14 protein-coding genes are annotated in these 12,029 nt (G+C 64.8%); 8 read left to right on the top strand and 6 right to left on the bottom strand.

Translation table 11 applies throughout. From position 1 onward, the window contains the following. Positions 1-296: 296 nt before the first annotated feature. The 8 genes from WBP06_RS10150 (at position 297) to purT (ending at position 6,787) form a co-directional block, all read left to right on the top strand. The gene (locus WBP06_RS10150; protein WP_395327132.1) at positions 297-617 is read left to right on the top strand and encodes an AtpZ/AtpI family protein; all 321 of its coding nucleotides are present in this window, start codon (positions 297-299) and stop codon (positions 615-617) included. Between the two features lie 54 nt (positions 618-671). Continuing rightward, on the top strand, positions 672-1,454 hold the full coding sequence (locus WBP06_RS10145; protein ID WP_395327130.1) for a F0F1 ATP synthase subunit A: 783 nt from the start codon (positions 672-674) through the stop codon (positions 1,452-1,454). Between the two features lie 42 nt (positions 1,455-1,496). Beyond that, positions 1,497-1,721: a F0F1 ATP synthase subunit C gene (locus WBP06_RS10140; RefSeq protein ID WP_142632765.1), complete on the top strand. Its 225-nt coding sequence runs from the start codon at positions 1,497-1,499 to the stop codon at positions 1,719-1,721. Between the two features lie 103 nt (positions 1,722-1,824). Next, complete coding sequence (locus WBP06_RS10135) at positions 1,825-2,319, top strand: ATPase (RefSeq protein WP_395327128.1); 495 nt, start codon at positions 1,825-1,827, stop codon at positions 2,317-2,319. Continuing rightward, complete coding sequence (locus tag WBP06_RS10130; protein WP_395327126.1) at positions 2,312-2,911, top strand: hypothetical protein; 600 nt, start codon at positions 2,312-2,314, stop codon at positions 2,909-2,911. Before WBP06_RS10135 ends, WBP06_RS10130 begins: the two co-directional genes overlap by 8 nt. Positions 2,912-3,106: 195 nt before the next feature. Continuing rightward, on the top strand, positions 3,107-3,937 hold the full coding sequence (locus tag WBP06_RS10125) for a hypothetical protein (protein ID WP_395327124.1): 831 nt from the start codon (positions 3,107-3,109) through the stop codon (positions 3,935-3,937). Positions 3,938-4,226: 289 nt separating this feature from the next. Then, positions 4,227-5,585 (top strand): magnesium transporter, encoded by a 1,359-nt coding sequence (gene mgtE, locus WBP06_RS10120; protein WP_395327122.1) that lies wholly within the window; start codon positions 4,227-4,229, stop codon positions 5,583-5,585. A 35-nt stretch (positions 5,586-5,620) separates the two neighbouring features. Next, on the top strand, positions 5,621-6,787 hold the full coding sequence (gene purT, locus WBP06_RS10115) for a formate-dependent phosphoribosylglycinamide formyltransferase (protein WP_395327121.1): 1,167 nt from the start codon (positions 5,621-5,623) through the stop codon (positions 6,785-6,787). A 208-nt stretch (positions 6,788-6,995) separates the two neighbouring features. On the opposite strand, the gene WBP06_RS10110 is transcribed toward purT, so the two are convergent. The 6 genes from WBP06_RS10110 to WBP06_RS10085 all read right to left on the bottom strand — a co-directional run bounded on the left by WBP06_RS10110 (position 6,996) and on the right by WBP06_RS10085 (position 11,990). Next, complete coding sequence (locus WBP06_RS10110; protein WP_395327119.1) at positions 6,996-7,544, bottom strand: nucleoside 2-deoxyribosyltransferase domain-containing protein; 549 nt, start codon at positions 7,542-7,544, stop codon at positions 6,996-6,998. 15 nt (positions 7,545-7,559) lie between these two features. Beyond that, entirely contained in the window at positions 7,560-8,318 is a 759-nt protein-coding gene (gene gloB, locus WBP06_RS10105; RefSeq protein WP_395327117.1) for a hydroxyacylglutathione hydrolase, read from the bottom strand. Positions 8,319-8,724: 406 nt separating this feature from the next. Continuing rightward, positions 8,725-10,437 carry a 30S ribosomal protein S1 gene (gene rpsA, locus WBP06_RS10100; RefSeq protein ID WP_395327116.1) on the bottom strand — a complete coding sequence of 571 codons (1,713 nt, stop codon included), beginning with the start codon at positions 10,435-10,437 and terminating at the stop codon, positions 8,725-8,727. 253 nt (positions 10,438-10,690) lie between these two features. Further along, complete coding sequence (locus tag WBP06_RS10095; protein ID WP_395327114.1) at positions 10,691-11,314, bottom strand: (d)CMP kinase; 624 nt, start codon at positions 11,312-11,314, stop codon at positions 10,691-10,693. 55 nt (positions 11,315-11,369) lie between these two features. After that, positions 11,370-11,648, bottom strand: coding sequence for a hypothetical protein (locus WBP06_RS10090; protein WP_395327113.1), 279 nt, complete (start codon positions 11,646-11,648; stop codon positions 11,370-11,372). A 78-nt stretch (positions 11,649-11,726) separates the two neighbouring features. Next, positions 11,727-11,990, bottom strand: a complete 264-nt coding sequence (locus WBP06_RS10085; RefSeq protein WP_395327112.1) for a permease — start codon at positions 11,988-11,990, stop codon at positions 11,727-11,729. Positions 11,991-12,029: the final 39 nt, after the last annotated feature.

Raw genomic sequence — 12,029 nt, 5'->3', positions numbered from 1 at the left:
AAACAGTCTTTCACCTGTTCGACAGGGTTGTGACCGGCCTCTGACAGCAGTGATTCGCATTCGGCCGGGAAAGTCCCGCCTGCGCATCGCCCTTGCGCTTTTCCTTTTCCTGGCGAATGCTGTGTTGGCGCGGGCACTTGGGCCAAGGGCTTATTGCGCGGGAATGCGTGTGAACAAGAGGCGCCGCCAGCGCCCGGCCAAGGTTGACTCGGGATAAGCCCCACCCTAAGGGGGCGGCGCCCTCGGCAGGGAGCCGTTGAACGCGTCAATCGTCCTTTGATGGAGGAGGACCTGACATGAACGACGAGCCACCTGCACGGGACCCCGTTGGCGAGGATGCGCGCCTGGAACGGCTCGACGAAAGGCTGAAAGCCCTTCGCGATCGTGAAGAGCAGCGCAACAAGCCGACCGCAGGCGTGGAAACCGACGATGCATATCGTGCCGGTAACCGCGTCCTGGCCGAATTGCTCGGCGGGGTCATCGGCGGCCTGTTCATCGGCTGGGTGATCGATCACTTCGCCGGGACATCGCCCTGGGGTCTGATGGTGATGCTGTTCCTTGGAATCTTCGTCGCCTTCAGGAATATCATACGGAATTCGAACCAGCGCCCGCATTGACCCAAAGGGGGGTGGATAAGGGCGCTGTCGTTCATTGGCGACAGGGATATTCGCGTGGCTGCCGAAGCTAAGCTCGATCCGATGCACCAGTTCCAGCTGGAAACGCTGGCCGGTGCGAATTGGAACATTGCCGGATACAACATCGCCTTCACCAACAGCGCGCTGTGGATGGCGATCGCGACTGCCGTGCTGATCGTGTTCGTCGCTGGCGGCATGAAGCGCCAGCTGGTGCCCGGCCGTTGGCAGATGGCGGTGGAAACCTTCACCGGCTTCATCGACGGCATGCTGGCCGCGAACGTCGGCCCCGGCGGCAAGAAGTACGTTCCGTACATCTTCTCGCTGTTCATGTTCATTCTCTTCGCGAACTTCCTGGGCCTGCTGCCGCTCGGCGTCCTGGGCCTGCACGCCTTCACGTTCACCAGCCATTTCTCGGCCACCGGTGTTCTGGCGGTGCTTTCGTTCGCGATCGTCCTCATCGTGGGCTTTGCCAAGCACAAGCTGCACTTCTTCTCGCTGTTCGTGCCGCACGGTACACCGGTAGTGATGATCCCGCTGATCTTCGTGGTCGAGCTGATCTCCTTCCTCGTGCGTCCGTTCAGCCTTGGCCTTCGTCTCTTCGTGGCGATGATGGCCGGCCACGTGCTTCTTGAAGTGCTTTCGAGCTTCGTGATCAGCTCCGGCAACGCGGGCCTCGGCCTGTTCGCCATCGCCGGTCTGCCCAGCTTCATCCTGATGATCGGCATCTGCGCGCTTGAGCTGCTGGTTGCCGGTATCCAGGCCTACGTTTTCGCTCTTCTCACCTGCGTCTATTTGAACGACGCCGAGAACCTTCACTGATTTTCAGTCTCTTATCAGACTTTTCCAAAGGGAGTTTTTGTAATGGAAGCAGATGCTGCAAAGCTGCTTGGTGCCGGTCTCGCCGCTATCGGTTGTGGTCTCGCCTCGATCGGCGTGGGTAACGTTTTCGCGAAGTTCCTCGAAGGCGCGCTGCGCAATCCCGGTGCTGCCGACGCCCAGCAGGGCCGTCTGTTCATCGGCTTCGCGGGCGCCGAACTTCTCGGCCTGCTCTCGTTCGTCGTTGCCGCGCTGCTGATCTTCGCCTGATCGCATAGCGCACTGATCCGATCCGGCCGCGCGAACCCTTTGGTGCCGCGGCCGGGCCACCGGATGCAAGATTTCTATCCGCTACCTCGGGACAGGGTGACCCATGCCTCAGATCGCACAGCTTGGCGAATACTACGCCAGCCAGATCTTCTGGATGCTGATCTTCTTCGCCATCACCTTCGTCGTCGTTGGACGCGGCATGGTGCCCAAGGTGATGGACACCGTCGCATCGCGCGACAAGCAGATTGCCGAGGACCTCGCTACCGCCGAAAAGCTGCGTGAAAGCGCAGACGCGGAAGAGGAAGCCTGGCGCACGCGTGAAAACGCGAACCGCGCCGAGGCCCAGGGCCTCATCGCCTCGGCCCGTGCCAAGGCCGGTGCCGCCACCGCAGAGCGTCTGAACGCCGCGCAGGTCGGCATCGACGCCGATCTGGCCGCCGCCGAAAAGCGCATCGACGAGGCGCGCCGCTCGGCCGCTGCCGAGATCGAGAGCGTTGCCGCCGACGCCACGCGTGATATCGTCAGCCGCGTTGCCGGCCTCTCGCTGGACGAGACCGCCGTGCGCAGCGCCGTGAAGGAGAGCCTGGCTCATGGCTGAGAACACTGTCGCCGCAACGGGTGCTGAAACCGGCGTCGACCAGGGCGCCGCAACCGGCGCTCACGAAGCCGCCGGCAACCAGGCGCACACGGCTGTCGAGCACGCGGAACCCGCGCTGCTGGGCGTCGCTCCGCCGGTCGCCGTCGTCAGCACTTCGATGCTGGTGCTTATCTTGATCATGATCTGGAAGGGCGTGCCCAAGCTGATCTCGGGCGGCCTGGATTCGCGGATCTCGCAGATCAAGGCGCACCTCGAAGAGGCAAAGACCCTGCGCGCAGAGGCGGAAGCCCTGCGCAAGGAATATGCCGACAAGATCGCGAACGCCGAAAAGGACGCGGCCGCCATGCTCGAGCACGCTCAGCATGAAGCCGAAGCGATCGTCGCCAAGGCCGAGGCCGACACCACCGAACTGATCGCCCGCCGTCACAAGATGGTGGAAGAGAAGATCTCGGCACTGGAACTGGCCACGATCACCGACCTGCGCCGCAAGGCCGCCGCCGCTGCGGCTCTGGCTGCCGGCGAACTGATCAAGGCCAACCACTCGGCCGATGCCGACAAGGCCTTGGTCGACAAGGCGATCGCCGGGATCTGATCCCGCCGCCTGTCGGGTCACCGGACAAGAAAAAGCCCCCGTGTTCGCACGGGGGCTTTTTTCATGCCTGTTCCGGTAAGCCAGGCCGATGAAATTCATGAAATCTGGGCAGACGTAGGATCCCGTTAAGTTGACAATTACGGTGCCTCCTTATTGAGCGGCGGGAAGCCGAAGGGCTTGCAACAAGGGGGAAACATGAAAATTGCTGCGACTATCGCGGCCGGCTTGATGCTGGTCGCAACGCCGGTGCTTGCCGCCACGCATCCGCTGACCAAGCAGGATGCGTTGCAACTGACCCAGCTTGGCCTGGGCGATGACGCCATCGTCGCCAAGATCAATGCCGACAAGGTGGACTTCGATCTTTCGACCGACGACATGATTTCGCTGCGCAAGCAAGGCGTCTCGTCCGCCGTGATCGCGGCGATGATCGCCAACCGCTATGAGGCGAAGGCGGAGCTTTCGCTGGATTCGCCCGATCCGCGCATTCCGCACCCGGCCGGGCTCTATGCCCTTCAGGACGTGGGCGGTCCGCACATGAAGCGGATGGAGCCGACCGTCACCAACCAGGCGAAGACCGGCGGCATTCTGGGCTATGCATTTACCGGCGGCATCGCTTCGATGAGCGTGAAGGCGGCGATCCAGAAGGAAACCTCGGCCGTGCCGGTGTCGCGCCAGCCGCGCTTCTACTTCTTCTCGGCCGAATCGAACGGCAGCGATGCCGGGGCATGGGCCAGCGGCACCAACACCGTGGTGGCATCGCCGGCGGAATTGACGCTGGTTCGCTTGACCCGCAAGGACGGACGCCGTGAAGCGCGCGTCGGCAGCATGAACATCGCCGGTGCCAAGTCCGGCGTGATGGACAAGGATCGCATCGAGTTCCGTCATGAACTGGTGCGTCCGGGCGTCTACAAGGTCGAACTCAGCCAACCGCTGGAGCCCGGAGAGTACGGTTTCATCTACTCGCTGGCCGGTGGTGGTTCGTCGGGCGCGATGACGGCGCGCATTTTCGACTTCACCGTGCAGTGACGAAGGATCGGCCCGGTTGATTCGGGTCGGATCCGCAGGGCCTCCGCGCAACCGCGCGGGGGCCATTTTCGTGTGGGGGCGGGCGTCAGTCGCAACCATGCGCAATCGAGGTTGACCTTCGCCCCGTTTGGGATCAGAGGGACGCCCGCACGGCCTATCGTGCCGCGCAAGTTTCAGGAAGCGAGGACATGTCAAGCGACAGTTCCAGTAGGACCGCACGCCCCAAGGGCGCTGGCTAGTTCTCGCTGGCCATCGTCCGCCCGGGTCGTGCGGACGAAAGGTTTGAAGGATGGTGAACGACCTGCTCGCCGGCGTGATGGCCGGCCCCCGGCCCGTGAAGCGCGGGCTCTATATTGCCGATATCGTCGAGATGCTGGAGGCGCTGTCTCCCGCTGAAGCTGCGGCCAAGCTGGGCCGCATGGCGGACGTGCGCGCCGTGGCGGCACTCGATCGGCCTGAATTTTCATGCGCGCCCGAGGTGCTGGAACTGCTGCCGTTCCCGCGCGCGGTGCGGCTCGTCTCGCAGATGGCGGAAGACCGCGCGGCCGACGTGCTGGCGGAGATGGACGAGGACGTGGCCGCGCGCTTCCTTGCCGCGCTGGCGCCGGATGTGCGTACTTCGCTCTCCAGCCTGCTCGCCTGGCCGGAGGACAGCGCCGGCGGCATGATGACGACGGAGTTCGTCGCCGCCCCTGCCGATGCCACGGTGGGCGATGTGCTGCGCCTGATCCGCACGGTGGAGCGCAGCCGCGAGACGGTCTATTCGGTGTTCCTTGTCGACAAGGGCGGACGGCTTGAGGCGACGATCTCGCTGCGTCGCCTCATCGCGGCCGAGCCCGACGATCCCGCGCTCGATCTCGGACGCGACCGCGAGCCCGTGGTCGTCGCGCCCGATACCGATCGTGAGGAAGTGGCGAACCTGATCCGCCGTCATGACCTTCTGGCGCTGCCGGTGGTGGACGATGAGGGACGCCCGATCGGCATCGTCACGGTGGACGACGTGCTGGACGCGCTGGTCGAGGAACATACCGAAGACGTGCAGAAGTTCGGCGGCGTCGAGGCTTTCGACAAGCCCTACCTCGAAACCGGCTTCTTTGCGATGATCCGCAAGAGGGCAGGGTGGCTGAGTGTGCTGTTCCTGTCCGAAATGCTGACCGCGAGCGCCATGCAGCACTTCGAGGACGAACTGGCGCGCGCCGTCGTGCTGACGCTGTTCATCCCGCTGATCATGAGTTCGGGCGGCAACAGCGGCAGCCAGGCGACCTCGCTGATCATTCGCGCGCTGGCCGTCGGGCAGGTGCGCCTTGGCGACTGGTGGCGCGTGGCGCTGCGCGAACTGCCGGCGGGCATGGTGCTGGGCGGCATTCTCGGCGTGGTCGGTTTCGCGCGCATTGCGCTGTGGCAATACCTTGGCTTCTACGACTACGGTGCACACTGGGTGCTGATCGGGGCCACCGTTTCGGCCGGATTGGTCGGCATCGTCACGTTCGGATCGCTGGCCGGATCGATGTTGCCATTCCTGCTGCAAAAACTGCGGTTCGACCCGGCAAGCGCTTCTGCGCCGTTCGTGGCGACCTTGGTCGATGTTACGGGTCTGGTGATCTATTTCACCATTGCGCTTGCCATTCTCTCGGGAACCTTGCTCTAGCGTTCCCACTACCCCCATCGAAAGGACCGGCCGTCATGGCATATACCGCGAAGATCCTGCTGCTCGGCTCGGGCGAGCTGGGGCGCGAATTCGTCATTTCGGCCAAGCGCCTGGGCTGCGAAGTCATCGCCTGCGACGCCTATGAAGGCGCGCCGGCGATGCAGGTGGCGGATGGGTTCGAGGTGTTCTCGATGCTCGATGGCGAACGCCTGCGCGCCGCCATCGAGAAGCACCGACCGGACTTCATCGTGCCGGAGGTGGAAGCCATCCGCACCGAAGTGCTGGCCGAAGTGGAGGCGGAAGGCTTCTGCGTCGTCCCCTCCGCCCGCGCCACCCAGATGACGATGAACCGCGACGCCATCCGTGAGGTTGCGGCCGTCGAACTGGGCCTGCGCACGTCGCGCTATCGCTATGCCGAAAGCCTGGACGAAGTGCTGGCAGGCGCGGAGCACACGGGCCTGCCCTGCGTGATCAAGCCGGTCATGTCCTCATCGGGCAAGGGCCAGAGCACGGTGCGCGATGCCGCCGATCTGGAAAAGGCGTGGGACTATGCCGTCGCCAACATGCGCGGCGATCGCAAGCGCGTGATCGTCGAGGAGTTCGTCGCCTTCGACTACGAGATCACGCTGCTGACCGTGCGTAGCCGCGCGGGCGTTTCGTTCTGCCCGGCGATCGGCCACCGGCAGGAGCGCGGCGATTATCAGGAATCGTGGCAGCCGACGCCGATGGCGCCTGCCGCCATCGCCGCCGCGCAGGACATGGCGCGCAAGGTGGTCGACGATCTTGGCGGCTATGGCCTGTTCGGCGTGGAGTTCTTCGTGAAGGGGGAAGAGGTGATCTTCTCCGAACTCTCGCCGCGGCCACACGATACCGGCATGGTCACGCTGATCTCGCAGAACCTGTCCGAGTTCGATCTTCATGCCCGGGCGATCCTGGGTCTGCCGATTCCCGAGGTGACGCTCTACGGCCCGAGTGCCTCGGCGGTGATCCTGGCCGATCGGGATAGCGATTCCTTCGCTTACGAGGGCCTTGCGGATGCCTTGGCGACGCCGGGGGCTCAAGTGGACCTGCGCGTCTTCGCCAAGCCCGTAACGCGTCCCTACCGCCGTATGGGCGTTGCGCTGGCCCTGGCGGAAGACACCGATACCGCCCGGCGGATTGCGGCTGAGGCTGCGGGCAAGGTGAGCATCGTTTACGAGTGAGGTGGGGCGTTAAACTGCCTGGCCGTCAGGCCGTGTGTACTCACTCTACCCAACCCCATATCACTTCGTCGCCCCCGCGAAGGCGGGGGCCCCGCTTCCTTCGCGCTACGTCGGAAAGAACAAGCGGGATCCCCGCCTTTGCGGGGATGACGGTGGTTTTCTTGGGCGGGAATAGGGGGCCGGATCGGAGCTGGTTTGAGCCCGATCGCTAATTCTTCCAACCGTGAATCCGCTGGCGCACGGTCGCCAGCAGTTCCTCCATCGTCGCCACTTGCGTCACGCCGTAGCGCGCGGCGGTGATATCGACGTTGCCCTTGCGCCAGAAGCCGTCGGGGCAGAGTACCACCAGCTTGCCGTCGCGGGCGTGCAGGCCGAGTTCCAGCAGGCTCACCGGGCTTTGCGTGCCGGGCGCGAGGTACATGACGATCACGTCCGCGCTATCCAGCGCGGCCAGTTCCCATTCGACCTGACGGCGGAATTCCGGCTCGCTCGCCTCCGGCTTCCACGCCGGGTTCCAGTCCGGCCGGCGCGGGTTGAGGATCACCACCTTCTCGTTCGCCAGCGCCTTGATGAGATCGGCCTGCCAGTCGGTGGCGCTGCCCATGTCGATGCTGCCGCCCAGGAACACGCGCGGCACGTCATGCGCGACGGGCAGGGGCTGGGGAGAGGTGACGATCATGCTGGAAGCCATGGCCGGGCCAGCGCCGGTCAAAATGGTGGCGAGCGCCAGGAGAGGGGCGAACTTGCGAAAGGTCATGGGTTGGCGGGCGTCTCAGAACGTGTTCTTGGCTTCACGCAGGGCGGCGAAGGTCTCTACCGCATCGTGCCCGCCCCAGCGCGCCTGCAGGCCCGGATCGTCGGCGCGCAGGAACGGGTTGGTCAGCAGTTCGCGGCCCAGCTTGGTCGGCACGGTGGGGATACCGGCGGCGCGGGCGCGGGCGATGTCTTCGGCATAGGCGGCCAGTTCGGCATTGTCCGGATCGGCATGAACCGCGAACTTGGCGTTCGAGGCGGTGTACTCGTGCGCGCAGTAGAGCATGGTTTCGGGCGGCAGCGCCTTGATGCGCTGGAGGCTTTCCCAAAACTGCGGCGCGGTGCCTTCGAACATGCGGCCGCAGCCGAGCGCGAAGACGGAATCGCCGACGAAGGCGATCTGCGCTTCGGGCAGGTAATAGGCGCAGTGACCAAGGGTGTGGCCGCCCACGTCGATGACTTGCGCGGTCCAGTCGCCGATCTTCACTACGTCGCCCTGATCGACGCGGCGGTCCACGCCCGCGATCTTGCCGGCATCGCCTTCGGGCGCGGTGATCGTGCAGCCGGTGGCGGCCTTGATGGCGCCGTTGCCGCCAGCGTGGTCCGGGTGCCAGTGGGTGTTCCAGATCTGCGTGATCTGCCAGCCCTTGGCGGCGGCCTGCTTCAGGTACTCGTCGGCATCGGGCGTATCGATGCACACGGTTTCGCCGCTGGCGGAATCGTGCAGCAGATAGCCGTAGTTGTCGCTGAGGCAGGGGAACTGGTGGACTTCGAGCATCGGAACTCTCCTTGGCGAGTGGCGATGTAGTCGCTCATCGTCCCGTGTGAAAGGCTGCGCGGCGATATGGTTCACGCGGAGGCGCGGAGTTCGCGGAGAAAGGGGAGATTCGCGCATAATCTCTTCGCGCCTTTGCGCGAATCCTCAATTCTTCCCTTCTCCGCGAACTCCGCGCCTCCGCGTGAACCCAAAAAGCAAAGGCCCGCCCGGATCGCTCCTGAAAGCGGGCCGGACGGGCCTTTACTGTTTCACCTCGCGGTGAAGCTCGACTGTTCGGGTGGCGGGGCCGTCACGGGAGTAAATCCCGTGACGTCAGACGGGCTATGCCCGCTGGCCGGCCTTCGCCCCGAGCGGAATGCAGACTGCCATTTGCGATGCAAATGTCGCCTGCATTCCTGGGCTCGGCTTACGAACGGTTCTTGAGAGCTTCGCCGAGGATGTCGCCGAGCGAAGCGCCCGAGTCCGACGAACCGTACTGTTCGACAGCTTCCTTTTCTTCGTGAAGCTGGCGAGCCTTGACCGAGAAGGTCGGCTTCTTCGAACGGTCGAAACCGGTGACCATGGCGTCCAGCTTCTGGCCGACCTGGAAGCGGTCGGGGCGCTGTTCGTCGCGGTCGCGGCCGAGGTCCGAACGCTTGATGAAGCCGGTGGCGCCATCGTCGCCAGCCTGGACTTCCAGGCCGCCGTCGCGAACTTCGAGAACGGTGACGGTGACGACTTCGTTGCGACGGAGCGAGCTGCCACCGGTCGCGGCAACGCCGCCAGCGGCCGGAGCGCCGCGCTCAAGCTGCTTCATGCCGAGGCTGATGCGTTCCTTCTCGACGTCGACGTCAAGAACAACGGCCGAAACCTGCTCGCCCTTGCGGTGCAGAGCCAGCGCGTCTTCGCCCGAGATGCCCCAGGCGATGTCCGACATGTGAACCATGCCGTCCACGTCGCCGTCCAGGCCGATGAACAGACCGAATTCGGTCGCGTTCTTGACTTCGCCTTCGACGGTCGAACCAACGGGGTGCTTTTCAGCGAAAGCTTCCCAGGGGTTCTGCTGAGCCTGCTTGAGGCCGAGCGAGATGCGGCGCTTGTCCGAATCGACTTCGAGGACGACCACTTCGACTTCCTGCGAGGTCGAGACGATCTTGCCGGGGTGGACGTTCTTCTTGGTCCAGGACATTTCCGAAACGTGGACAAGGCCCTCGATGCCGGCTTCCAGTTCCACGAACGCACCGTATTCGGTGATGTTGGTGACGGTGCCGGTGAGCTTGGCGCCCACGGGGTACTTGACGGCTGCGCCTTCCCACGGATCGCTTTCCAGCTGCTTCATGCCGAGGCTGATGCGCTGGGTGTCCTGGTTGATGCGGATGATCTGCACCTTCACGGTGTCGCCGATGGCGATCACTTCGCTCGGGTGGTTGACGCGCTTGTAGCTCATGTCGGTGACATGGAGCAGGCCGTCGATGCCGCCGAGGTCAACGAACGCACCGTAGTCGGTGATGTTCTTGACGACGCCTTCGATGACCTGGCCTTCGCTCAGCTTGTCGATCAGCTCGCTGCGCTGTTCGGCGCGCGTTTCTTCGAGGACGGCGCGACGCGACACGACGATGTTGCCGCGGCGACGGTCCATCTTCAGGATCTGGAAGGGCTGCGGCACGTCCATCAGCGGGGTGACGTCGCGCACGGGGCGGATGTCGACCTGCGAGCCGGGGAGGAACGCAACGGCGCCGTCGAGGTCGACGGTGAAGCCGCCCTTGACGCGGCCGAAGATCACGCCTTCGACGCGCTTGCCTTCACCGAATTCGTTTTCGAGCTTGTCCCAGGCGGCTTCGCGGCGTGCGCGGTCGCGCGACAGCATCGCTTCGCCGTCGGCGTTCTCGACGCGGTCGACGTAAACTTCGACTTCGTCACCGACCTTGAGGCCGTGCTCGCCTTCGCCACGGGCGAATTCGCGCAGGGCAACGCGGCCCTCGCTCTTCAGGCCCACGTCGATGACGGCCTTGTCGTTTTCGATGGCGGTGACGGTACCCTTGACGACGCGGCCTTCGAAACCGTCGTCGGCAACGCCGCCGAGCTGGTCGTCAAGCATCTTCGCGAAATCGTCGCGGGTGGGATTGGCAGAAGTAGCCATTAAAGGTTGATTCCTGTTTAGTTTTTTCCGGCCTGGCGGTTTGATCCGCCGGTCTTTCCTCCGCGCTTCGCACCATTGCGAAACCCGGGCCAAAAGGGCCGACCGCCGTGGGGGCCGAATGCCGTCCACGGCGTCCTTCAAACCTTGCGGTCCTCCAGACCGGCGGCCCCTACGCGCATGAGGGGTGAAATGCAAGGAATTTGGCGCCGGATGGGCTCAGGTGCGATGGCGTTCCGTCGCATTCCCGAACCGGTCAATCGGTGCGCAGCGCGTCCACGGCGGCGATGGCGGCGGCGATCGCTTCTTCGCGCTTGAGGTCGGACGTGTCGATGTGCAGCGCGTCGGCAGCGGCGACGAGGGGCGCGTCCTTGCGGTTGCGATCGCGCTCGTCCCGCGCGGCAAGGTCTGCGGTGATCGCTTCCAGCGAAACGTCGCGGCCGTGGGCCTGCATTTCGAGGAAGCGGCGCTGCGCGCGTGCCTCCACCGAGGCGACGACGAACAGCTTTGCCTCTGCCTCCGGGGCGATCACCGTGCCGATGTCGCGCCCGTCCAGCACCGCGCCGCCGGGCTGCGTGGCGAAGGCGTGTTGGCGTTCGTAGAGCGCCTGACGGACGGTGGGGTGGATCGAGACGCGGCTTGCCAGTCCGCCAGTCGCTTCGGAGCGCAGCTCGGGGTCTTCCAGCAGGCCTTCGGGAAAGGCGCATGCGGCCAGCGCGTCCACGGGATCGTCGGGGTTGCCCCCGTCGAGAAAGCACTGGCGGCCGACCGCGCGATACAGCAGGCCGGTATCGAGGTGGGGCAGTCCGAAATGGTGGGCGAGGGCCTTGGCAATCGTGCCCTTGCCCGAAGCGGTAGGTCCGTCGACGGCGATAATCATGCCCGGCTCATGGCCGCTTGGGGCCGGAGAGGCAAGGCCGGGGCGGTTCGGGTGGTCAGCTTTCGGGTCTGGAGGTGGGGCTTTCGCGGGTCGCCAGTTCGGGCCCCAGTTCGGGGCTGTCGGCGCCGTAGATATCGATCAGTTCGCGTTCGAAGCGCCCGGAATCACGGGCAAGCCACGCCACCATGACGACCGCGAGGCCAAGGCTGGCGCCGATCAGAGGCAGGATCAGGGTCAGTGCGGCCAGCAAGGGCAGGGGCAGTGCCCCCAGCCATCGGCGCAGGCTGGTTCCGTTTTCATGCGGCGCGGCGAAACGCGCCCGATTCGACTCCATGACCGCCTCCTTTCCCGAGGGAGGCTAGCCCCGCGAATCTTGTCGAATGGTAACCGGGCGAATCGGGAAACGGCCAATTCAGGCGCGTTTGCGCGACAGGAAGGCCTTCGCCAGTCCCCAGGCGGCCACCAGGGCCCACAGGCCCTCCATCGCGATCGAGGGCAGGTTCACGTTCACCATCAGCGAAATCAGCAGCAGCACCGCGCCAACGAAGTTCAGCCCGTGCTGCAGGTAGCGGTTGGGCTCATCTTCATACGTGATGTAGGCGTAGGCGATGATGCAGCACGCCGTGCCGGTGAAGCCGAGGATGTTGCTGAGCCATTGCGGCAGGTCGAGAATCATGCGCACTCCCGTCAGAAGGCGGCGCCGAGGGGGATGGGC

Origin of the sequence: Novosphingobium mississippiense, from assembly GCF_044029535.1 — a bacterium.
GTDB lineage: Bacteria > Pseudomonadota > Alphaproteobacteria > Sphingomonadales > Sphingomonadaceae > Novosphingobium.
Note: the sequence above shows the minus strand (reverse complement) of the source record. Positions and strands in the feature narration are given on the sequence as shown.